This window comes from Streptomyces sp. M-16, from assembly GCF_052114405.1.
GTDB lineage: Bacteria > Actinomycetota > Actinomycetes > Streptomycetales > Streptomycetaceae > Streptomyces.
In genome coordinates, this window is record NZ_JBFRER010000129.1 from 1 (window position 1) to 21,743 (window position 21,743).

Genomic DNA, 21,743 nt, shown 5'->3' on the forward strand with positions numbered 1-21,743 from the left:
GCGCCGGGGCCGGGGCCGCCTCCACGGCAGGCGCCGGGRCCGRGGCCGCCTCCACGGCAGGCGCCGGGGCCGGGGCCGCCTCCACGGCAGGCGCCGGGGCCGGGGCCGCYTCCACGGCGGTGGTGGGCTGTGCCCTGCGGGTGTCGGTGCTCATGCGGCGGCCTCTTCCTTCTCCAGTCGCTGGGCGCGGGCCACCTCGTCGTGGAGCAGGGTCCAGATCTCGTGGCGGTAGCGGGCGAACTCCGGGCTGGAGCGCAGGTCCTCGCCCGTGGCAGCGGCGGCCCGGTCGCCGAAGGAGACCGGGACGACCTCCTTGACCCTGCCCGGCCGGGAGGTGATGACGGCCACCTTCTGGCCGAGGTACACGGCCTCCTCGATGCCGTGCGTGATGAAGACGACGGTCTTGCCGGTGCGCTGCCAGATGCGGCGCAGTTCGTCCTGGAGGGACTCGCGGGTCTGCGCGTCGAGGGCGGCGAACGGCTCGTCCATCAGCAGCACGTCCGGGTCGTAGGCCAGCGAGCGCGCGATCGCGACCCGCTGGCGCATGCCGCCGGAGAGCTCGTGCGGGTGGCGGTCCTCGAATCCGTTGAGGCCGACCAGCTCCAGGAACTCCCTCGCCCTCGCGGCCCGTTGCCGACGGGGTACGCCCGTGGCCTCCAGTCCGAACTCGACGTTGCCCAGCGCGGTGCGCCAGGGCAGCAGGGCGTACTGCTGGAAGACGATGCCCCGGTCCAGACCCGGGCCGGTGACCGGTTCGCCGTCGAGCAGGATCCGGCCCGAGGTGGGGCGGGTGAGGCCGCCGAGGAGGTCCAGGAGGGTGGACTTGCCGCAGCCGCTGGGGCCGACGACGGCCACGAACTCCCCCGCGCCGATCTCCAGGTCGATCCCGTCGAGAGCCGTGAACTCCTCTTTCCGTTTCTTGTCCTTGGTGGGGAAGGTCTTGGTGACGGACTCGAACACGATCTTCGCCATGGTGGCCGTCAGCCCTTCCCGTTGCCGTTGAACTCGTTGGTGAACAGGTCCGCGGCGCGCAGTCGGCCCTTCTTGACCTCGCCGCGCTCGGCGAGCCAGTCGATCCAGAGCTGGAACTCCTTCTCCTCGATCCGGCCCGCGGGCGCGGCGACCCCGTACGAGCGCCAGTACTTCAGGGTCGAGGCGTCCTCGTTGCGGCCGCGCTTGCGGACGATCTCCGTCATCCGGGCGATGACCTCCTCGCGGGGTGTGGTGCGGGACCAGTCGATGGCCTTGCCCACGCCCGTCACGAAGGTCCGTGCGGTGTCCGGGTTCTCCTTGATGAAGCGCTCGGTCATCACGTACGTGCCGCCGCTGAAGGCGCCCAGCAGGTCGAAGTCGCTGAACAGGGGGCGGACGCCGCCGGCCGCGACGGCCTTGTCGCGCAGCACCCCGCTGAGGACGCCGACCTCGATCTGCTTCTGCCTCAGGGACTGTTCGGTGTTGACGGGCGGGATGACCAGGGCCTCGACCTTGTCGGACTCGGCGCGCGAGAGGCCGCCCCGGCTCAGGTAGATGTCGAGGAGGGCTTGCGCGTGGGCGCCCAGGGTGTTCATCCCGACCTTCTTGCCGATCAGGTCGCGGGGGGAACGGATGGGGCTGTCCTCCAGGACGTAGTAGCCCAGGTTCGTCTCCTTGTCGGAGCCGTAGTACGAGATCACGGCCTTCACCGGGGCCTTGGCGGCGACGAGTTTGACGACCGCGCCGTTGAACGCGCCGCCGAAGTGGGTCTGACCGGTCGCGGCGGACTGGATGTCCTGCGGGCCGCTGATCGTGTTGCCCACCCAGTCCAGGGTGAGGCCGCCGAGGAAGCCGAGGTCGGCGGCGAGTTCGGGAAGGGTGACGGCGCCGACCGCGCCCTGGTACTTCAGGGCGGTGATCTGCTTGCCGGGTGCGGCGGCGGGTCCGGAGGCGGACCCGCCGGTCGCGGTGGCCGTGCCGCAGCTCACCGCGGCCGCCGAGATGCCGAGCAGGGTGAGGAACTGGCGCCGGGAGCGGGTGGTCGGGGTGGGGGCTGCGGGCATGGCGGATCCTTGTCGCTGGCTGCGGGGTGGTCGGGGGCTCGGGGTCAGGGGGCCGGGCTGAGGGCCGTGGCCCCGGAGGCGCTCAGGGCGTCGGAGAACTCGTCGACGGCCTGGAAGAGGTCCAGTTCCGCTTCGGGGAGCAGCCGGTCGGGACCGGCCCCGCGCTCGACGGAGGAGTCCAGGACGAACCGGCCGGCGGTCACGTGCCGGGCGCCGAGGGCGGCGAGGACCGGGCGCAGGGCGTAGTCGATGGTCAGGACGTGGGCGAGGCTGCCGCCGGTGGCGAGCGGAAGAACCGTTTTGCCGGCCAGGCCGTCCTGCGGGAGCAGGTCGAGGAAGGCCTTGAGCAGGCCCGTGTACGAGGCCTTGTAGACCGGGGTCGCGATGACCAGGCCGTCGGCTTCGGCGACGGCTTCGAGCGCCCGGCGGATCTCCGGCTCGCCGCGGCGGGCGGCGAGGAGGTCGGCGGCGGGCAGGTCGCGTACGGCGAGGTGAGCGGTCTCGAACCCGGAGTGGGAGAGCCGACGCAGCACGTGGTCGGCGACGACGGCGGTGCGGGAGTGGGTGGAGGGGCTGCCGGTGAGGGCGAGCAGCTTGGGCACGGGGGCTCCTCGGGCGGAGGGCGGACCGGGCGGCGGCCCGGCGGGGGCGGGGATCAGGCGGAGACGGCTGCCCCGGAGACGCCGGCGTCGCCGGACGCGCCGGAGGGGATGCCGAAGGAGGGGGCCGGGACGGTCTCGGGGCTGATCAGGCGGGAAGGCACCCCGTCGGGGCCGACCGGGACGTCGCCGTCGACGGTGACGCGGCGCAGGGTGCGCTCGTGGTCGTCGGAGTCGTCCACGCCGTAGTGCTGGGTGGCGCGGTTGTCCCAGATCGCGACGTCGCCGGCCCGCCACTGCCACCGGACGGTGTTCTCGGGGCTCTCGATGTGGGCCTGGAAGAGGTCCAGGAGGGTACGGGAGTCGCGGCCGGTGAGGCCGTTGACGCGCTGGACGAAGTTGCCGAGGAGCAGGGTGCGTTCGCCGGTCTCGGGGTGGACGCGCACCACCGGGTGCTCGGTGAGGAACTTCGTGGAGGTGAAGACCTCGCGGTACTGGGCGAGCGCCTCGGGCAGGGCGTCGGGCTTCAGGGCGGCGTAGTCGTACTCGTTGGAGTGGACGGCCCGCAGGCCGTCGGCGAGGGCGCGGAGCGGCTCGGGGAGGTGGGTGTAGGCGGTGGCGGTGTTGGCCCAGAGGGTGTTGCCGCCGTACGGGGGGACGGTGACGGCGCGGAGGATGGAGAAGGCGGGATAGGCGGGGACGAAGGTGACGTCGGTGTGCCACTGGTTCGCGCGGGCGCCGTGGTGGGAGTCGATGCCGAGGGCGTAACGGCCGTCGGCGGAGGGGACGGTGGGGTGGGCGACCGGCGTGCCGAGCAACTGGGCGAAGGCCTCGTGGCCGGCCTCGTCGAGGTGGTCCTGGCCGCGGAAGAAGACGACCTTGTGGGCGAGGAGGGCGGTGCGGATCTCGGCGACGGCCTCGGGTGCGAGGTCCCCGCCGAGCCGTACGCCGCCGATCTCGGCTCCGATGCGGCCGCCGAGCTTGGTGACGGTGGTGGCGGTGGTCGCGGTGGTGGTGGCGGTGAGCGTGGTCACGGGAACTCCTGGGGTGTCGGTGGTGGATTTATTTCCGCTGCGGAAGAAATGAGCCGAGGCATACGGGCGCCACGGATCGGAACTGCTCCTGGAGGGTCGCCCGTCGGGCTCGGCGGGTCGCGCCCGGCTTCCCCGGCCGTCGTCCGGCGCCCGGGACAGCGGGCCCCGGACCCCGCCCGCGTAACGGTCGGCAGCCCGGCCGGAGGCCCCGGCCCCGAGGCCCGGTCCCCCGGGCCGGAGCCCGCGGGCGGCAGAGCGAGCCTGCCGGACCGGGGGTCCCCGCACCGTGGGTCCGGTCCGGATCCGTCGGGGGAACCGGGCCGTTGGGCCGGGAGCGGAGGCGTGAAGTGCGCGGGCCGAGGCGCCGATCGGGAGGACGGTCCCGCCGAACCGGGTCCCCCGGGCCGCCCCCGACACGGTCCGAGCCCCTTGGGGAACCGGCCGACGGGCCCGCCGGACCCGGTCCCCCGAGGGAACGGGCCGTCGAGGCGGGGTCCGCCGGGCGGACGGGGCAGGACGGCCGATCCGGGGTCCCGGACGCTACCGGCCGGAGGGCCGGCTCCGGCGAGGGGACGGCCCTGCCGCGTACGGGCCGGGGCCGGGCCCGCCGGAGCGGGCTCCGGGGCCCGGGGCGCGGGTCAGGAGCAACAGAGGCCCGGACACCGGTCCGGCGTGGGACAGGGGCCGGGGGTGCAGAGCCGCGGGGCGAGGTGGACGTTCGCGGTCATGACCCGGAGCCTGTCAGCGCCCCCGTCGCGGGTCAACCCCCGCCCCACACCCGGCCCCGAACCCCCTGCACCGGCGCTGACCTGGCCTTTCCCCACCCAACGGCGGCCGAAAACCATGGCTGGATTTCACGGCCCCGCAATGCCACCGCCACGCACCACGCGCGGCCCACGCTCCGGGGCCCCTGCCCGGCCCCCGGGCACCACGGTCGGAGCGGGACGGGCCGCCCCGGACCCGGTCCCGCACCGCACCGCGGGACGCAGCACGAAGTCCGGACCCCCGCAGCCCGCGCCTGCGGCCACGGTGTCCCCCCGCCCCGCGGGGTCCGGCATGATCGGGGGATGACGCGAATGGCCGGGGACCGGCGGGGGGTCGCCAATGCCGCCTCCGTGTTGCGGACGGTGCTCGATCACGGGCCCGTGGCCCGCAGCGGGATCTCCCCGCTGTGCGGGCTGAGCCCCGCCGCGGTGTCGCGGCAGACCACCGGCCTGCTCCGCGCCGGGCTGCTGCGCGAACTGCCCGACCCCGCCGGCCGTGCCGCCTCCGGCCGGCCCCGGATCCCGCTGGACCTGCACACCGGGGCCGTCGGCGGGCCCGTCGCCGCCGGGCTGCACATCGGGGTGCCCGCCTCCACCTTCAGCCTCGTCGACCTGCGCGGGCAGGTCCTGGCCCGCCGCGCCTTCCCGCACCGGGACCCGCGGGACCCGGCCCTTTCCGGCCGCATCGCGGCGGAACTCGGCCGTTTCCTGCGGGAGCACGCCACCGGCGGCCGGCCCCTCCTCGGCGTCGGCGCCGCACTCGGCGGCTGGGTCCGGCCCGACGCGGGGACCGTCGTACGGCATCCGGCGCTCGGGTGGCGGCAGCGGCCGCTGGCCGCCGAGCTGTCACAGGCCCTCGGCCTGCCGGTGCACGTGGACAACCACGCCCGTGCCGTCGCCGGGGCCGAGGTCCTCTTCGGGCATCCGGCGGCCCGCCGGAGCCTGGTGCACCTGTTCATCGGCAACGTCGTCGACGCCGCGTTCGGCATCGAGGGCACGGTCCACCAGGGGCCCGGCTCCGCCGCGGGCGACGTGGCGCACCTGCCGGTGCCCGGGTCCGGGGCCGTCTGCGCGTGCGGACGTACGGGCTGCCTCCAGGCGGCCGCCTCCGACACCGCGCTCGGCGCCGAGGCCGTGCGGCGCGGGATCGTGCCCGATCCGTCCGTCCCCCTCCTGGTCGACGCCGCGGCGGCCGGCGACCCCCGGGCGGACCGGCTGCTGCGCGAGCGGGCCCGGGACGTCGGACGGGCCGCGGCGCTGCTGCTCGACGTGTTCAACCCGGCCGTGATGGTCGTCACCGAACTGTCCGGCGTACTGCACGAGGGCTACCTGGACGAGATCCGCTCCGCCGCCGTCGAGCGCTCGCACGTGTGCGACGATCCCGCGCGGATCATCGCCCCGCACGCCGGTCCGGCCGTGCTCCCGCAGGCCGCCGCGACGGTGCTGCTGGACCCGCTGTTCCGGGACCCGGCCGGGCTGACCTGGGAGTGCGAGATCACATCCGGCGGTTATGGTCTCGCTTAAGCGGGCCCCCCTAGCATTCGAGCCATGACGGTCCTGCCTGACGACGGGCTCTCCCTGGCCGCCGAATTTCCCGAAACGACACATGAGCAGTGGCAACGCCTCGTCGAGGGCGTACTGCGCAAGTCGGGCAAGGAAGTATCCGGCGAGGCGGCGGAAGACGCGCTGTCCACCACACTTGAGGACGGGCTCATCACCCGCCCGCTGTACACGGCACGCCCCGACGGGGACGGCCCCGACACCGGTTTCCCGGGCTTCGCGCCCTTCGTGCGCGGCGGGACGCCCGCCGGGACCGGCGCCTCCGGCTGGGACGTGCGCCAGCGGTTCGCGGGCAGCGACCCGGTACGGATCAACGAGGCGGCCCTCGCCGACCTCGAGAACGGCACCACCTCCCTCTGGCTGACCGTCGGCCGGGGCGGTCTGCCGGCCGACGGCCTCGCGCGGGCACTGGAGGGCGTCTACCTCGACCTCGCGCCCGTGGTCCTGGACCCGGGAGCCGAGTACGCCGACGCCGCACGGGCGTTGCTCGCCCTGTACGCCGAGCGCGGGGTGGCCCCGCAGGACGCGCGCGCCGCCCTCGGCATCGACCCGCTGGGGCACGAGGCACGCACCGGTGAGGCCCTGGACCAGGCGCCCGCCGTCGAGCTGGCCCGGGAGACGGCCGCCTCCTGGCCCGGCGTGCGCGCGCTGACCGTGGACGCCCTGCCGTACCACGAGGCGGGCGGTTCGGCCGCCGAGGAGCTGGGGCTGTCCCTGGCCACCGGGGTGGCGTACCTGCGGACCCTCACCGGCGCCGGTCTCACCACCGAAGCCGCCCTCGGGCAGCTGGAGTTCCGCTACGCCGCGACCGCCGACCAGTTCCTGACCATCGCCAAGCTGCGCGCCGCCCGACGCCTGTGGGCCCGGATCGCCGAGGCCTGCGGGGCTCCGGAGGCGGGCGCCCAGCGGCAGCACGCCGTCACCTCGCCGGTGATGATGACCCGGCGCGACCCGTGGGTGAACATGCTGCGCACCACGGTCGCCTGCATGGCGGCGGGCGTGGGCGGCGCGGACTCCGTCACCGTGCTCCCCTTCGACAGCGAGCTGGGCCTGCCGGACGCCTTCGCGCGCCGGATCGCCCGCAACACCTCCACCGTGCTGCTGGAGGAGTCGCACCTGGCCCGGGTGATCGACCCGGCCGGCGGCTCGTACTACGTGGAACGGCTCACGGACGAACTGGCCGAGGCCGCCTGGGAGTTCTTCCGGACCGTGGAGCGGGCCGGCGGGCAGGCCGCAGCGCTGCGCTCGGGGCTGGTCGCGGAGCGGCTCGCCGCCACCTGGGCCGCGCGGTCGAAGAAGCTGGCCACGCGCCGCGAACCGATCACCGGCGTCAGCGAGTTCCCGCTGCTGTCGGAGAAGCCGGTGGTCCGCGAAGCGGCGCCCGAGCGCCCGGCCGGCGGGCTCCCCCGCGTCCGGCGCGACGAGGCCTTCGAGGCCCTGCGCGCCCGCAGCGACGCGCACCTGGCCGCCACCGGCGCCCGGCCGCGGATCTTCCTCGCGGCGCTGGGTCCGGCGGCGGCGCACACCGCCCGTGCCACCTTCGCCTCGAACCTGTTCCAGGCGGGCGGCATCGAACCGGTCCACGACCCGGTGTCGGTGGATCCGGCGACGGCCGCCGAGGCGTACGCGGCGAGCGGCGCGGACGGCATGGCCGTGCTCTGCTCCAGCGACGCGCTGTACGAGGAGCAGGCCGCGGCGGTGTCCGGGGCGCTGCGCGCGGCGGGGGCCACGACCGTCTTCCTCGCCGGCCGGCCGGGCACCGCAGAGGCTTCCGTGGACGAGTACGTCTTCGCCGGCTGTGACGCCGTCGCCGTGCTGTCCTCCGTACTCGACCGGATGGGAGTGCCGTCTTGAGCATCCCCGATTTCTCCGAGCTGCCGCTCGGCCCCACGGCCGCCCGGGGGGTGTCCGAGGAGCGGTGGCGCTCCGCGGTGAAGGAGTCCACCGGCACCGCGGCCGCCGACCTGCTGTGGGAGACCCCCGAGGGCATCGGCGTGAAGCCGCTGTACACGGGGCGGGACCTGGAGGGCCTGGACTTCCTGGCGACGTACCCGGGTGTGGCCCCGTACCTGCGCGGCCCCTACCCGACGATGTACGTGAACCAGCCCTGGACGATCCGGCAGTACGCCGGCTTCTCCACGGCGGAGGAGTCCAACGCCTTCTACCGGCGCAACCTCGCGTCGGGTCAGAAGGGCCTGTCGGTGGCCTTCGACCTGCCGACGCACCGCGGCTACGACAGTGACCACCCGCGCGTGACGGGTGACGTCGGCATGGCGGGCGTGGCGATCGACTCGATCTACGACATGCGCCAGCTGTTCGACGGGATCCCCCTCGACAAGATGTCGGTGTCGATGACGATGAACGGCGCGGTGCTGCCGGTCCTCGCCCTCTACATCGTGGCGGCGGAGGAGCAGGGCGTCTCGCCCGACAAGCTCGCCGGGACCATCCAGAACGACATCCTCAAGGAGTTCATGGTCCGCAACACCTACATCTACCCGCCGAAGCCGTCGATGCGGATCATCTCCGACATCTTCGCCTTCACCTCGCAGAACATGCCGCGGTACAACTCGATCTCGATCTCCGGGTACCACATCCAGGAGGCCGGGGCGACGGCCGACCTGGAGCTGGCGTACACGCTCGCGGACGGGGTGGAGTACCTGCGGGCCGGTCAGGCGGTCGGCCTGGACGTGGACGCGTTCGCGCCGCGCCTGTCGTTCTTCTGGGCGATCGGCATGAACTTCTTCATGGAGGTCGCGAAGCTGCGTGCGGCCCGGCTGCTGTGGGCGCGCCTGGTCAAGCAGTTCGACCCGAAGAACGCCAAGTCGCTGTCGCTGCGCACGCATTCGCAGACCTCGGGCTGGTCGCTGACCGCCCAGGACGTGTTCAACAACGTCACGCGTACGTGCATCGAGGCGATGGCGGCGACCCAGGGGCACACCCAGTCGCTGCACACGAACGCCCTCGACGAGGCCCTGGCGCTGCCGACGGACTTCTCGGCGCGCATCGCCCGCAACACCCAGCTCCTGCTGCAGCAGGAGTCGGGGACCTGCCGGTCGATCGACCCGTGGGGCGGCAGCGCGTACGTCGAGAAGCTGACGTACGACCTGGCGCGGCGGGCCTGGCAGCACATCGAGGAGGTCGAGGCGGCCGGCGGCATGGCGCAGGCCATCGACGCGGGCATCCCGAAGCTCCGGGTGGAGGAGGCCGCCGCCCGTACGCAGGCGCGGATCGACTCCGGCCGGCAGCCGGTGATCGGCGTGAACAAGTACCGGGTGGAGAGCGACGAGCAGATCGAGGTGCTCAAGGTCGACAACTCCTCGGTGCGCGCCCAGCAGATCGCCAAGCTGCGGCGGCTGCGCGAGGAGCGCGACGAGGCGCGCACCCAGGACACCCTGCGTGCGCTGACGAACGCGGCCGGCAGCGGGGAGGGCAACCTGCTCGCCCTGGCGGTGGACGCGGCGCGCGCCAAGGCCACGGTCGGTGAGATCTCGGACGCACTGGAGAAGGTGTACGGGCGGCACGCGAGCCAGATCCGTACGATCTCGGGTGTGTACCGCACCGAGGCAGGCGAGTCCCCGTCCGTGGAGCGCACCCGAGCGCTCGTCGACCGGTTCGAGGAGGCCGAGGGCCGCCGTCCGCGCATCCTGGTCGCCAAGATGGGCCAGGACGGGCACGACCGCGGCCAGAAGGTGATCGCGACGGCCTTCGCCGACCTGGGTTTCGACGTGGACGTCGGCCCGCTGTTCCAGACCCCGGCGGAGGTGGCCCGCCAGGCCGTCGAGGCGGACGTGCACGTGGTGGGCGTGTCGTCGCTGGCGGCCGGTCACCTGACCCTCGTACCGGCGCTGCGCGAGCAGCTGGCGGAGGAGGGGCGCGAGGACATCATGATCGTGGTGGGCGGGGTGATCCCGCCGGCCGACGTGCCGACGCTGCTGGAGATGGGCGCGACGGCGGTGTTCCCGCCGGGCACGGTCATTCCGGACGCGGCCCACGACCTGGTGACGCGGCTGGCCGCGGACCTGGGCCACGAGCTGTAGGCGCCGCGCGGATGCCCCCGAAGATCGACATCGACGTGTACGTGAAGGGCGTGCTCGACGGGAAGCGCGCGCACATCGCGCGGGCGATCACTCTCGTCGAGTCCACCCGGCCGGATCACCGCACCCTGGCGCAGGCCCTGTTGACGCGGCTGCTGCCGCACGCGGGCAGTGCCCGGCGGATCGGCATCAGCGGGGTTCCGGGGGTGGGCAAGTCCACCTTCATCGACGCGTTCGGCACGATGCTGACCGGGCTGGGCCACCGGGTGGCGGTGCTGGCCGTGGACCCGTCCTCCACCCGGACGGGCGGGTCCATCCTCGGCGACAAGACGCGGATGGAGCGGCTCGCCGTCGATCCGGCGGCGTTCGTCCGGCCGTCCCCCTCCGCGGGGACGCTGGGCGGGGTCGCCAAGGCGACCCGTGAGTCGATGATCGTCATGGAGGCGGCCGGGTACGACGTGGTCCTCGTCGAGACGGTGGGCGTGGGCCAGTCGGAGACCACGGTCGCCGGGATGGTGGACTCCTTCCTGCTGCTGTCGCTGGCGCGTACGGGCGACCAGTTGCAGGGCATCAAGAAGGGCGTCCTGGAGCTGGCGGACGTGCTGGCCGTGAACAAGGCGGACGGCCCCCACGAGCGCGACGCGAAGGCGGCGGCCAGGGAACTGTCGGGCGCGCTGCGGCTGATGCACCCGGCGGACGCCGCCTGGACCCCGCCGGTGCTGACGTGCAGCGCGCGGGAGTCGGCGGGGCTCGACGAGGTCTGGAACCGGCTCGAACAGCACCGGACGCTGCTGGACGCGGGCGGCCGGCTGGCGGCCAAGCGCGCGGCGCAGCAGGTGGAATGGACCTGGTCGATGGTCCGCGAGGAACTGCTGGAGCGGCTGCGGGCCGATCCGGCGGTACGGGAGCTGGCTCCGGAGCTGGAGGCGGGGGTACGGGCGGGTACCGTCACCGCCACCTCGGCGGCGGACCGGATCCTGTCGGCGTTCGGCCGCGGCTGACGGTCCTGCGCGCGTCAGGTCCGCGTGCGTCGGGCCGTCGGGTCCGCGGGCGTCGCGACGAGGCGCGGGCCTCCGGGCCCGACGAGGCGCGGGCGCGGGGGTCACGCCCCCGCGCCCGCGCCTCGTGCCGTCCCGGCCGTTACGCGTCGATCAGTACCGAGTCCGCGGCGCCCAGCACTTCGTGCAGGACGCGGGCCCGTTCGGCCGGCTCGGGGGTGGCCAGCAGCGCGGAGAGGACCGCGATCCGGGCCTGGCCGGCCCGCAGGGTGCCGGTCGGGACGGCTCCGGCGGCGACGAGGTCGACCGCGCCGCCGTGGGTGTAGATCTCGGTGACGGGACCGGCCGCGACCCGCGTGGTCAGCGCGACCAGGACCCCGCGGGCGACGGCGGCGGCCACCGCGTCCACGATCTCCGGGGTGGCGTTGCCCGCGCCGGTGCCCACCAGGACGATGCCCTTGGCGCCCGCCTCGACGGCGGCGTTCAGCAGCACCGGGTCGCCGTCGGCGTGGTGCATCACCATGTCCACGCGCGGCGGCAGCTCCGGCATCGCGGGCAGCGGAAGCGGGGCCGGCCGCTGCGGGCCCCGCAGCACGGCGACCTTGCCGAAGCCGACCTTGCCGAGGAGCTCCTTGGAGGGGTCGGCGAACGCGTCCAGGGCCACGGCCTGCGTCTTCACGGTGCCCCGGGCGGCGTGCACCCGGCCGGCGAAGGTGATCAGGACGCCGAGTCCGCGCGTGGTGGCGGCGGTGAGCAGGGCGTCGTAGAGGTTGCCGGGACCGTCGCCCTCGGCGGAGCCCATGGGGAGCTGCGAGCCGGTGAACACGACGCTGCGCGCGTCGTGGTGGTGCAGGTCGACGAGGAAGGCCGACTCCTCCAGGGTGTCGGTGCCGTGCGTGACGACGATGCCGTCGACGCCGGGATCGGCGAGCACCTCGTGGACGGTGCGCAGGAGGGTCAGCTGGTGGGCGGTGGTGAGCCGGGGGCTGTTCACGCTGAACAGGTCCACGACGTCGACGGTGACTCCCTCGGGCAGGGGGGCGGTCGCCATCACCTCGCGTCCGTCGGCCTCGGCGGCGAAGCCGGAGCCCATCCACCGGCTGGCTATCGTCCCGCCGGTGCTGATGACGACGATGCGTCCCATGGCCTGGCCACCTTCCCTCGCGTAGGTCTCGTACAGATTTCCTATACCCGGCAATGATAGTGAGATCTACGCGCAATGCGATTGCGCGTTTCGGCGCACCTGCAACAAACTGTGGACGATAATTGCGTCATGGATGCCATCGATCACGAAATCTTGCGCGAGCTCCAGCGCGACGGCCGCCTCAGCAACCAGGAACTGGCCCAGCGGGTCGGTCTGACCCCCTCCCCCTGCATGCGCCGGGTGCGCCAGCTGGAGCAGGACGGGGTGATCCAGGGCTACCGGGCCGTGATCGACCCGGAGGCCGTCGGGCGCGGGTTCGAGGTGCTGGTGTCCGTCGAGGTCAAACGGGACCGGGAGGCCGTCGAGGCCTTCGAGGCGGCGCTCCAGGACATTCCCGACGTCATCGAGGCCTACCGCCTCTTCGGCAGTCCGGGCTGCCTGCTGCGCATCGCCGTCGCCGACCTGCGCGCGTACGAACGCCTCTGGATCGAGCGGCTCACGGCGCTCTCCGGGATCACCGAGGTCAACTCCCAGATCATCATGAAGCGCGTCAAGGAGCCCACCGGGCTGCCGGTCTGACGCCGCGCCGGCTGCTCCGCACCCCGGCCGGGTCCCCGCCCCACCCCTGGCGACCTGCGCATATCGCCCCGCGCCGGAAGCCGGGCGCGCGGCGATAACCCTCCAATAAGGCCCCCCATTAGCTTCTGGAATCCAGAACGGATGCTCACACCAGAAGGGGGTGCCGCATGGACTTCCGGCTGCTCGGGCCGATCGAGGCCAAACGGGGAGGCGGCAGTACGATCCCGCTCTCCGGTTCCAAGGTCCATACGGTGCTCGCGGCGCTACTGCTGTCCGAAGGACGCGTGGTCTCCGATGCCCGGCTCAGCGCCCTCCTGTGGGGGTGGGACCCGCCGGCCACGGCCAGCGCGCAGATCTACACGTACATGTCGAGGCTGCGCAAGCACCTCGGCCCGGAGATCAAGATCGTCCGACGGCAGCCGGGCTACGTGCTGCGGGCACCCGGGGCGTGGATCGACCTCACCGAGTTCGACCGCCTGGACCGCCTGGGCCGCGAGGCCCTCGCCGACCGCCGCTTCGACGAGGCGGGCACGCTGCTGCGCGACGCCCTGGACCTGTGGCGGGGCACCGCGCTGGCCAATGCGACCGAGCAGATGATCGAGGCGGAGCTGCCCCGGCTGGAGGAGGCGCGGATGATCGCGCTGGAGAGCCGGATCGAGGCCGACCTCGCCGTCGGCCGCCACGAGCAGGTCACCGCCGAGCTCACCGGACTGGTCGCCGAGCACCCCGTACGGGAACGGCTGCGCGCCCAGCTGATGACGGCCCTGTACCGCTGCGGGCGGCAGGCCGACGCGCTGCACACGTACTACGAGGGGCGCGCGGTCCTCGCCGACCAGCTGGGCGTGGACCCGGGCGAGGCGCTCGGGTCCACCTACCAGGCGGTGCTCGGCGGCGGCCTCGGACTGGGCGCCTCCGCCGGCTCCCCGCCCGCCACCGCGGACGCCCCGCAGGACCCCGCGGCCCCGGGCGCGGCGGCGGCACGGGCGGTGCCCGCGATGCTGCCCGCGCCGTACGGGGAGTTCACCGGCCGCCGGGCCGAACTGGCCGGGCTGCGCGCGAGGCTGGGCCGTGAGGACGGCCGCCCGCGCCGGCTGCTGATCACCGGCATGGCCGGGGCGGGCAAGACGGCGCTGGCGGTGCGCGCGGCCCAGGACTGCGCCGCGCACTTCCCCGACGGACAGCTCTTCGTGGAGCTCTGCCACCCGGACGGCGCCCCGAAGGAGCCCGCCGAGGTGCTGGTGCGGCTGCTGCGCGCCCTCGGCGAACCCCCTCCGGCCGCCGCCTTCGGGGACCTGGAGGAACTGGTCCGGCTGTACCGGACCCGGACCTCGGGCGCCCGGCTGCTGCTGGTCCTGGACGGCGCCGTGGGCGACCGCCAGGTGGCCCCGCTGCTGCCGGGGGGCCCGGAGTCGGCGGTGCTGATCACCAGTCAGGCCCGGCTGGCCCGGGTCGCCGGCGCGGACACCACCGCGCTGGCCCTGGTGGACGACGAGGAGGGGCTGGAACTGCTCGCCTCGCTGGTGGGGCGCGGCCGGCTGGACGCGGACCCGGACGCGGCCGACGACCTGGTGGCGTACTGCGCCGGCCTGCCGCTGGCCCTGCACGTCACCGGGGCCCGGCTCGCGGCGCGCCCGCACTGGCCGGTGGCCCGGCTCGCGGCCCGGCTCGCCGACCCCGGTACCCGGCTGGCCGAGCTGTCCTACGGCGACGTGAGCGTGCGGGAGGCCCTGGTGCACTCCGTACGGCGACTGGAGGAGCCGGAGCTGGCCGCACTGACCGGGCTCGCGGACGGGGACGCGGAACCCTTCTGCGCCCAGTACGCGGCGCTGGTGCTGGGCACCGCGGAGGAGGAGGCGGAGACGGCCTTGGACACCCTGGTGGACCGCGCCCTGCTGGAACTGTCCGGGCTGGACTCCCAAGGCCGGCCGCTGTACCGGTGGAACGACCTGGTCCGGCTGCTGGCGGCCTCCCTGACCACCCGGGACGCCTTCCCCTCCGCGGTGCGGTGAGTCACCCCGCGGTGCTCACCACGAGCTGTGGGACCGCAGGTGGAAGGTGCCCGTGGGCCGCAGGGCCGGCTCGATGGTCTCGCGGACGATGGTCCACACGTCGCCGACGACCCGCTCGCGCGGGGGCCGGGGCGAGCGGGACAGCGCGTCGGCGGCGATCGCCCAGGCCGAGGCCACGGCGGCCGTGGCCCGTACCTCGGCGGACGGCTTCGCGGCCTTCGCCCGGGCCCGGCCGACGTCGATGCGGAACGCGAGTTCCGCGGCCTGGCCGAGCTGGAACTCGCGGATGACACCCGTGACCGGGAGCGCGAAGACGGCCGGCGAGAGCGGGTGTTCGTAGACCCGGCGGACCCAGGTGGAGAAGCGCAGCCGCTCCCGCTCCTCCCAGCCGCCGCGCGCGGCCGGGCCCGGGTCGTCCCGCTCCACGGCTTCCGCGATCGCCTCGAAGTACGCGGCGAGGTCCTCGGAACCCAGGCCCAGCAGCTGCCCGGGCGAGTCGAAGGCGGGGGTACCGGAGGGGGCTTCGGCGGTGGAGGCGGCCTGGAAGGCGTTCTCCGCGATCAGCTGTTCCACGGGGAAGAAGGACTCGATGGTCATGGCTCTACGGCCTTTCGCTGAGGCGGTACCGGGACGGACGGGACGATGACGGTCGGAGCGGTGACGTTCAGGGCGGTGACCGGCGGAGAGGTGACCGGCGCAGGGGTGACCGCCGGTGTCGGTGCGGTGCGTGCGGTCGGGGAGGGCTCAGTGGTCGGTGTGGTGGTGCACGGGTCCGTGCGCGGCGGGTCCCGCCGGCCGGGCCAGCGCCACCGCGACGCCGTCCAGGAGCCGGAGGTCCTCGACGGTCCAGGCGGTGGTCCGGCCACGGTGGGTGTGGGTGACCCGGACCGGACCCTCGCGGCCCGGATGGGTTTCCAGCAGGCCCAGTTCGACTCCGGACAACCCGAGTCCGGTGGCCTTGACCACGGCCTCCTTGCGGGTCCAGATCCGGTAGAAGGCCGCGTCCCGCTCGGGACCGGGGCGGAGCGCCGCCAGGTGGTCGCGTTCCGCGGCCGTGAGGTCCGCGTCGGTGGTCGCCGAACCGCGGACCGGACGCACCGACTCGGCGTCCACGCCGATCGAGGCTCCCGCGCCGAGGGCGAAGATCCCGCAGCCCGCGGTACGGCTCATGCTGAGCGGGAGACCCAGGTCCGGGACGACCAGCTTCGGCGGGCCGTGACTGCCGTCGCCGCAGCCGGGACAGGAGCGCCGGCCGAGGGCGATGTCCCCGGGCCCCAGACCGAACAGCCCGGCGAGGGCCCGGCGGGCCGCGGCGCGGGAGCGGACGAAGGCGGCGGCATCGCGTTCGGCGGGCAGGGACAGCGCCCGCCGGAACTCCTCCGTGTCCAGCAGTGGCAGATCGGCCGGATCGGTGTGTTCCGGCGTACGCCACCACCAGACGTGGGCCTCCCCCCGTGCGCCGAGGGCGTCGGCGACGGCCATCGCCGTGCCATGGGCGTGGCCTTCCGTGCCTGATGCCATGAAGTCCTCCCTTCTACTCCCCCGTCGGATGGTGCGGGACGTGCGCCAGTCGGCAGGAATTCTCCGGGATTTCTCCGGGGAAACCGTAGACAAAGCCGCCCCATAACCATGCGGTGGGCAACTATTTCCCGCCTATACACGGATACGCGGACCATTCGGAAGCCTTTCCCATAGGAATGGGATAGGACAGGTCCGGAAACTGACTCGGGTCACCGTTCATCAACCCGAGGATTTCTTCATGCCGCGGATTCAGGAACACACCCTTACCCTTCCCGCGACCGGCACGACCCCGGACGCCCTCACGCTCACCGACGCCGAGCGCACCGGGCTGATCGCCGTCGCCACCGACGTGCTGCGGGCCACCCCGGCCCTGATCGACGATCCGGCCTGGCTGGACACCGTGCGGGACGCCTCGTCGGCGCTGCCCCGTTCGGTACTGGCCGCGCTGCGCCGGTTCCGTCACGACGCCGGCCCCGACGGGGTGCTGCTGCTGCGCAACGTGCCGGTGGTCGCGAACGACCCGCTGCCGGAGACGCCGACCGTGCCCGGTTCCGTGGAACGGGTGCCGGCCGTGGCGTCGGCTCTGGTCACGGCGGCCATGCTCCAGCTCGGGGAGGTCATCGCCTATCGCAGCGAAAAGACCGGCGCGCTCGTCCAGAACGTCGTCCCGGTTCCGGGGAGCGAGAGTTCCCAGAGCAATGCCGGCTCCGTCCTGCTGGAACTGCACGTCGAGAACGCCTTCCATGACAACAAGCCCGATTACGTCGGCCTGCTCTGCGTCCGCGAGGACCCGACCGGCGATGCGAAGCTGTGCACGTCCTCGATCCGGCGGGCCCTTCCGCTGCTGTCCGCCCATACCGTGTCCGTACTGGCCGCGCCGCGGTTCCTCACCGAGCCGCCGCCGTCCTTCGGCGACCTGAACTCGGTGACCCCCGCCCACGCGGTGCTCGTCGGGGACCCCCAGGACCCGAACATCCTGGTGGACTTCGCCGCGACGCATCCGCTGGACGACGAGGCGAAGGCCGCCATGGGCGAGCTGCGCGAGGCCCTCATGCGGACGATGTCCGCGCTGGCCCTGCGGGTCGGGGACCTCGCGGTGGTCGACAACCGGCTCGCGGTACACGGCCGGACCTCCTTCACCCCTCGATACGACGGCCAGGACCGGTGGCTCCACCGGGTGTACGCCCACCTGGACCACCGCCGCAGCCGGGTGGACCGCAAGGGCGGTGGCGCGGTGCTCAACTGACGTGCCGCCCACCGCTCTTCGAGAGCCGGTAGGAACGGCCGGAGGGCCGGCCCCTTGCGGGGGCCGGCCCTCCGGCCGTCGTGGTGCCTACTGCCGTGAGCTGATGACGTCCGCCGGCCGGCCCGCCAGGGCCAGACGGCCCGGGACCAGCGTGGCCAGGGCGGTCAGCAGCGCCGCGAAGCCCAGGACGCCCAGGTACATCCAGCCGTCGATGGAGGGGGACGCGGAGCCGGTCATCCCGATGCTGAAGGCGGTGAGCACCGCGAAGGCGATGCCGGTGCCGAGGACCGAGGAGATCACGATCACCAGGGCCGCCTCGATGCGGAGCATGCGCATCACCTGGCGCCGGGTGGTCCCGACGAGCTGGAGCAGCGCGAACTCGCGGGTGCGGTCGGACACCGACATGGCCAGCGTGTTGACCACGGCGATGGCGGTGAAGGCGATGATCAGGCCCATCGCGACGTAGTTCACCTCGGCGTTGGACTGCTGGACCTCGGCCTGCAGGTCCTTGACCTGGTCGCGGTCGAGCACCCCGACGCCCGGCAGGCCGGCCAGGGCCTTCTGGAGGTCGGCGCGGCCGGGCTTGCCCGCGTCGGCGGTCTTGACCAGCAGCGAGGAGGCCAGCGGGTTGTCGACGTGCTTGGAGACCAGCTCGTGGGACATCGTCAGGTCGCCGAAGCCCAGGCCGCGGTCGTAGACGGCCGCGACGGTCAGCTCGGTCTCGGTGCCGTCGCCGAGGGTCAGCTTCAGCTTGTCGCCGGGCTTCTTGCCCAGGTTGTCGGCCGCCACGTCGCTGAGCGCGACGCTCTGCGCGCCGAAGCCGTCCAGGGTGCCGCCGGTGACGCCCGGGTCCCAGGTGCGGGTCAGGCCCTCGGTGGAGACGCCCTGAGCCGGGTACTTCTCCAGGCCGACGCGCACGGAGGTGCGGACGACCTCGGTCACCGCCGACACGCCGGGGACCTTGCGCAGGTTCTCGGCGGCCTGGGCCGGGACGCCGGGGCCGGCCGCTCCGACGACCCAGTCGGCCTTGTTGCCGGCCTGGGCCTGGGCGGTGGCCGCCGCGCCCATCGTGGTCTGCACGAAGAAGACGGTGCAGGCCATGCCGATCAGCAGGGCGAGCGGGGTGACCGCCGCGGAGACCCGCTTGGTGTTGGCGCGGGCGTTGGCCGTGGCCAGGTAGCCGCCGACCCGGGAGGCCCGCAGCGGGACCCCGAGGACGCCGACCGCGATCCGGGCGATCAGCGGCCCGAGCAGGGAGACCGCCACCGAGAGCACGACGACCGACAGGAACGTCACCGGGGTGGACGCCGGCTCGCTGCGCAGCGCGGCGAGTACGGCGAGCAGCACGATCCCGCCGGCCAGGAACGCGGCGCCGGCGCCGAGCCGGCCCCAGGCGAAGTTCCGCTGCTCCATGGCCGCTTCGGACAGGGCCTCGGCGGGACGGATGCGGGCGGTGCGGCGGGCGGAGATCCGGGCGGCGGCCCAGGCGCCCAGCAGGGCCGCGCCGATGGCGGCGAAGAACGGGAAGACGCTGAAGGTGACTTCGAGGGTGTCGGGGATCGCCTTGAAGCCGACGAACTTGCCGTGCAGCCAGTAGGCGATGGGCAGGCCGGTGATCGAGCCGAGGACACCGGCGAGGGCGCCGACGATCAGCGCCTCGCGGCCGATGAGCTGGCGGACCTGCTTGGGGGTGGCCGCGATGGCGCGCAGCAGGGCCAGTTCGCGGTAACGCTGCTGGATGGAGAGGGCGAAGGTACCGACGACCACGAGGATCGCGACGAGCAGCGAGGTGCCGCCGATGGCGCCGCCCATGGAGACCAGCTTGATCCGGGCCTTGGCCGCGTCGAGGAACTCGACCGGGCCGCGCTCGCCGCCGGTGACCACCTCCGCGGAGGTGCCGTCGAGGGCCTGGCGGACCTGGCCGGCGAGCTCCGCGGTGGACACGCCCTCCTTGGGCAGCACTCCGACGACGGCGACCTGGTCGGCGCGGCCGGACAGCCGCCCGGCCTCGGCGTCGGAGAAGAACAGCGAGGTCTGCTGCTTGAGGTCGTGGCCGGCGGGGGCCGCGATGCCGGTGACCCGGTAGACGCGCGGGGAGCCGGTGGCTTGGACGGTCAGTTCGGTGCCGGGCTTGATGCCGGCCCGCCGGGCCAGTTCACGGTCGACGACGACCTCGTCGGCGCCGACCGGGGCGGCGCCCTCGGCCAGGGTGAAGGGGGTCAGGGGCGCGGAGGTCCAGGCGTGTCCGAAGGAGGGCTTGTCGTCGACGCCCGGGACGACCTGTCCCTTGGGGGTGACCGCGTACGCCGGGAAGGTGATCTCCGGCAGCGCCGCCCGGACGCCGGGCAGCGCGGCGACCTTGGTGACGGTGTCGGCGGGCAGCCAGACGCGCTCGCCGAGCGGCTTCTCCTTCTTCTTCGTCTTGGTCTTGTCGCCCTTCTGCTTGACGGTGACCTGGTGGACGTTCTGGTCGCCGCCGACGATCACCGGGGCGCCGGCGTAGCGTTCGGTGCCGATGGTCCCCCTCAGCCCGGTCTCCAGCAGGATGCCGCAGGCCGTGACGAGCGCGGCCGCGCAGAAGAGGGCGAGGAACGCCCCGATGAAGCCGCCCTTGCGGGCGCGCAGGGTCTGCAACGCATAACGCAGCATCAGGCCCACGCTCCCAGGTGGGTCATGCGGTCGGCGACGCGGTCGGCGGTGGGGGCCTGCATGCGGTCGGCGATCCGGCCGTCGGCGAGGAAGAGGACGGTGTCGGCGTAGGAGGCGGCGACCGGGTCGTGGGTGACCATGACCACGGTCTGACCGGTCTCGTCGACGCAGGAGCGCAGCAGGGAGAGGATCTCCTTGGCGGTCACGGTGTCGAGGGCACCGGTCGGCTCGTCGCCGAAGATGACGTCGGGGCGGGTGATCAGGGCGCGGGCGATCGCCACCCGCTGCTGCTGGCCGCCGGAGAGCTCCGCGGGGCGGTGGGTGGCACGGCCGCCCAGGCCCACGCGCGTGAGGATCTCCTCCAGCCAGCCGGAGTCGAGGCGCTCGCCGGCCAGGCGCAGCGGCAGCTCGACGTTCTGTCGTACCGACAGCGCCGGGATGAGGTTGAACGCCTGGAAGACGAAACCGATGCGCTCGCGGCGCAGCTTCGTCAGCTGGGTCTCGTTCATTCCCCCGAGCTCGGTGTCACCGATGTACGCGGAACCGCTCGACGGCTTGTCGAGGCCCGCGGCGCAGTGCAGGAACGTCGACTTGCCGGAACCGGAGGGTCCCATGACGGCCGTGAACGAACCGCGCTCGATGCCCACCGAGACCCCGTCCAGCGCGCGCACGCCCCGGCCGGCCTTTCCGTACTCCTTCACGACTCCGTCCAGGCGCAGCGCGAACCCCGGGGACCCGGCGCCGTTCTGCCCGCGGCGGCTGTTCGTCTCGGTCCTCATGCGCGACCAGTCCTTCCAAAGCTTTTGAGGGGGGAATGTCAGCAGCCTCATCCGCAAGATGTGGCGGATGCAACACCACCGATGCTGGACGGCGGTTCTATATTCCCTCTACTCAAAAAGCCCCGGGGTACGGGTTTCCGGCCGCGGGCTGGGTGCCTGCGGCCGGAAAGGGACGTTCGCGGGAGGATTCAGCGGCGGCGGCCCCTCCTCCAGCGGTGGACGAGGGCCGCGGCGGAGGCCGCGAGGCACAGGCCGTAACAGGCGGTGACCCACGGGGCGGGGGTCCGGCCGGCGCCGAGTCCGTGGACGACCCCGGCGACCCAGCCGGCGTAGGCGAGCCCGTGCAGCATCCGGAAGGGGCGGATCCAGCGGCGGGTGGCGAAGACGCCCCGCCACAGGCCGGTGATCAACGCGAGCACGAAGAGCTGGGCGGCCAGGGAACCGAGGTCGACGAGGAGGTCCCCGCTGCCCAGGAGGACGTCGCTCGCCGCGATCTCCTCCCCGGCCACCTTGACGCCGATGTGGACGAGCAGGAAGCCGACCCCGGCCAGGCCCGCGGCGCGGTGCAGGAGCTGGGCGAGCCGGCGCCGGCCGGGCGTGAGGACGTCCCGGAAGACGGAGGCGAGGCCGAGCATCACCGAGACCGAGAGCGCGACCAGCGCGAAGACCCCGGCCATCCGGTCGAGGAAGTCCTGGAGCGCGCCGCCGACGAGGGCGCCCACGGACAGCAGCAGTGCGACCGCGAGCACCCCGGCGGCCACGGCACGGGCCCCGGGGGCGGGGGTGTGCGG

Annotated in this window: 17 protein-coding genes; 7 read left to right on the forward strand and 10 right to left on the reverse strand. The window is 73.7% G+C overall.

Features of this window, described 5'->3' with window-relative positions:
* Window positions 1–150 precede the first annotated feature (150 nt).
* From AB4039_RS35855 to AB4039_RS35870, 4 genes are read right to left on the reverse strand one after another with little or no spacing between them, the layout of a single operon-like run.
* Window positions 151–972, reverse strand: a complete 822-nt coding sequence (locus AB4039_RS35855) for an ABC transporter ATP-binding protein (protein WP_266843171.1) — start codon at window positions 970–972, stop codon at window positions 151–153.
* A gap of 8 nt (window positions 973–980) precedes the next feature.
* Window positions 981–2,036, reverse strand: a complete 1,056-nt coding sequence (locus AB4039_RS35860; RefSeq protein ID WP_266843170.1) for an ABC transporter substrate-binding protein — start codon at window positions 2,034–2,036, stop codon at window positions 981–983.
* A gap of 44 nt (window positions 2,037–2,080) precedes the next feature.
* Window positions 2,081–2,638, reverse strand: a complete 558-nt coding sequence (ssuE, locus tag AB4039_RS35865) for an NADPH-dependent FMN reductase (RefSeq protein WP_266843169.1) — start codon at window positions 2,636–2,638, stop codon at window positions 2,081–2,083.
* Window positions 2,639–2,691: 53 nt separating this feature from the next.
* A complete protein-coding gene (locus AB4039_RS35870; protein ID WP_266843167.1) occupies window positions 2,692–3,669 on the reverse strand; it encodes a TauD/TfdA dioxygenase family protein in 978 nt (325 codons plus the stop codon).
* Window positions 3,670–4,736: 1,067 nt separating this feature from the next.
* On the opposite strand from AB4039_RS35870, the gene AB4039_RS35875 reads away from it, so the two are divergent.
* The 4 genes from AB4039_RS35875 to meaB are packed head-to-tail and all read left to right on the forward strand — an operon-like array spanning window position 4,737 to window position 11,028.
* A complete protein-coding gene (locus AB4039_RS35875) occupies window positions 4,737–5,957 on the forward strand; it encodes an ROK family transcriptional regulator (protein WP_266843165.1) in 1,221 nt (406 codons plus the stop codon).
* A gap of 24 nt (window positions 5,958–5,981) precedes the next feature.
* Window positions 5,982–7,847 (forward strand): methylmalonyl-CoA mutase family protein, encoded by a 1,866-nt coding sequence (locus AB4039_RS35880; RefSeq protein WP_442272724.1) that lies wholly within the window; start codon window positions 5,982–5,984, stop codon window positions 7,845–7,847.
* On the forward strand, window positions 7,844–10,030 hold the full coding sequence (gene scpA, locus AB4039_RS35885; RefSeq protein WP_266843161.1) for a methylmalonyl-CoA mutase: 2,187 nt from the start codon (window positions 7,844–7,846) through the stop codon (window positions 10,028–10,030). Before AB4039_RS35880 ends, scpA begins: the two co-directional genes overlap by 4 nt.
* An 11-nt stretch (window positions 10,031–10,041) precedes the next feature.
* On the forward strand, window positions 10,042–11,028 hold the full coding sequence (gene meaB, locus AB4039_RS35890; RefSeq protein ID WP_442272725.1) for a methylmalonyl Co-A mutase-associated GTPase MeaB: 987 nt from the start codon (window positions 10,042–10,044) through the stop codon (window positions 11,026–11,028).
* A 139-nt stretch (window positions 11,029–11,167) separates the two neighbouring features.
* Here the strand turns inward: meaB and AB4039_RS35895 are convergent, their stop codons facing one another.
* Window positions 11,168–12,169, reverse strand: coding sequence for an asparaginase (locus AB4039_RS35895; protein ID WP_266843158.1), 1,002 nt, complete (start codon window positions 12,167–12,169; stop codon window positions 11,168–11,170).
* Window positions 12,170–12,298: 129 nt separating this feature from the next.
* Between AB4039_RS35895 and AB4039_RS35900 the strand changes: the two genes are divergently transcribed.
* Window positions 12,299–12,748 carry an Lrp/AsnC family transcriptional regulator gene (locus AB4039_RS35900; protein WP_266843156.1) on the forward strand — a complete coding sequence of 150 codons (450 nt, stop codon included), beginning with the start codon at window positions 12,299–12,301 and terminating at the stop codon, window positions 12,746–12,748.
* Window positions 12,749–12,915: 167 nt separating this feature from the next.
* A complete protein-coding gene (locus AB4039_RS35905) occupies window positions 12,916–14,757 on the forward strand; it encodes a BTAD domain-containing putative transcriptional regulator (protein WP_442272726.1) in 1,842 nt (613 codons plus the stop codon).
* A 15-nt stretch (window positions 14,758–14,772) separates the two neighbouring features.
* Here AB4039_RS35905 and AB4039_RS35910 read toward each other — a convergent pair whose 3' ends face one another.
* Together AB4039_RS35910 and AB4039_RS35915 are read right to left on the reverse strand one after the other, a co-directional pair.
* Window positions 14,773–15,354 (reverse strand): hypothetical protein, encoded by a 582-nt coding sequence (locus tag AB4039_RS35910; RefSeq protein WP_266843154.1) that lies wholly within the window; start codon window positions 15,352–15,354, stop codon window positions 14,773–14,775.
* A gap of 147 nt (window positions 15,355–15,501) precedes the next feature.
* Window positions 15,502–16,278, reverse strand: a complete 777-nt coding sequence (locus AB4039_RS35915; protein WP_266843152.1) for a 4'-phosphopantetheinyl transferase family protein — start codon at window positions 16,276–16,278, stop codon at window positions 15,502–15,504.
* Window positions 16,279–16,516: 238 nt separating this feature from the next.
* On the opposite strand from AB4039_RS35915, the gene AB4039_RS35920 reads away from it, so the two are divergent.
* Window positions 16,517–17,524 (forward strand): TauD/TfdA family dioxygenase, encoded by a 1,008-nt coding sequence (locus AB4039_RS35920; protein ID WP_266843150.1) that lies wholly within the window; start codon window positions 16,517–16,519, stop codon window positions 17,522–17,524.
* An 87-nt stretch (window positions 17,525–17,611) separates the two neighbouring features.
* Here AB4039_RS35920 and AB4039_RS35925 read toward each other — a convergent pair whose 3' ends face one another.
* The 3 genes from AB4039_RS35925 to AB4039_RS35935 all read right to left on the reverse strand — a co-directional run.
* Window positions 17,612–20,173, reverse strand: a complete 2,562-nt coding sequence (locus AB4039_RS35925) for an ABC transporter permease (RefSeq protein ID WP_266843148.1) — start codon at window positions 20,171–20,173, stop codon at window positions 17,612–17,614.
* Window positions 20,173–20,952, reverse strand: coding sequence for an ABC transporter ATP-binding protein (locus AB4039_RS35930; RefSeq protein ID WP_266843146.1), 780 nt, complete (start codon window positions 20,950–20,952; stop codon window positions 20,173–20,175). The genes AB4039_RS35925 and AB4039_RS35930 overlap by 1 nt, the downstream gene beginning before the upstream one ends.
* Before the next feature lie 188 nt (window positions 20,953–21,140).
* Window positions 21,141–21,743: hypothetical protein (locus AB4039_RS35935; protein ID WP_442272727.1), on the reverse strand; the 603-nt coding region annotated here is incomplete at its 5' end.

Bases quoted from the DNA above. Each gene is read 5' to 3' on its own strand.
- AB4039_RS35855 (WP_266843171.1), bottom strand. From the start codon at position 972: ATGGCGAAGATCGTGTTCGAGTCCGTCACCAAGACCTTCCCCACCAAG.
- AB4039_RS35860 (WP_266843170.1), bottom strand. From the start codon at position 2,036: ATGCCCGCAGCCCCCACCCCGACCACCCGCTCCCGGCGCCAGTTCCTC.
- AB4039_RS35875 (WP_266843165.1), top strand. From the start codon at position 4,737: ATGACGCGAATGGCCGGGGACCGGCGGGGGGTCGCCAATGCCGCCTCC.
- AB4039_RS35880 (WP_442272724.1), top strand. From the start codon at position 5,982: ATGACGGTCCTGCCTGACGACGGGCTCTCCCTGGCCGCCGAATTTCCC.
- meaB (WP_442272725.1), top strand. From the start codon at position 10,042: ATGCCCCCGAAGATCGACATCGACGTGTACGTGAAGGGCGTGCTCGAC.
- AB4039_RS35895 (WP_266843158.1), bottom strand. From the start codon at position 12,169: ATGGGACGCATCGTCGTCATCAGCACCGGCGGGACGATAGCCAGCCGG.
- AB4039_RS35900 (WP_266843156.1), top strand. From the start codon at position 12,299: ATGGATGCCATCGATCACGAAATCTTGCGCGAGCTCCAGCGCGACGGC.
- AB4039_RS35905 (WP_442272726.1), top strand. From the start codon at position 12,916: ATGGACTTCCGGCTGCTCGGGCCGATCGAGGCCAAACGGGGAGGCGGC.
- AB4039_RS35910 (WP_266843154.1), bottom strand. From the start codon at position 15,354: ATGACCATCGAGTCCTTCTTCCCCGTGGAACAGCTGATCGCGGAGAAC.
- AB4039_RS35915 (WP_266843152.1), bottom strand. From the start codon at position 16,278: ATGGCATCAGGCACGGAAGGCCACGCCCATGGCACGGCGATGGCCGTC.
- AB4039_RS35920 (WP_266843150.1), top strand. From the start codon at position 16,517: ATGCCGCGGATTCAGGAACACACCCTTACCCTTCCCGCGACCGGCACG.
- AB4039_RS35925 (WP_266843148.1), bottom strand. From the start codon at position 20,173: ATGCTGCGTTATGCGTTGCAGACCCTGCGCGCCCGCAAGGGCGGCTTC.
- AB4039_RS35930 (WP_266843146.1), bottom strand. From the start codon at position 20,952: ATGAGGACCGAGACGAACAGCCGCCGCGGGCAGAACGGCGCCGGGTCC.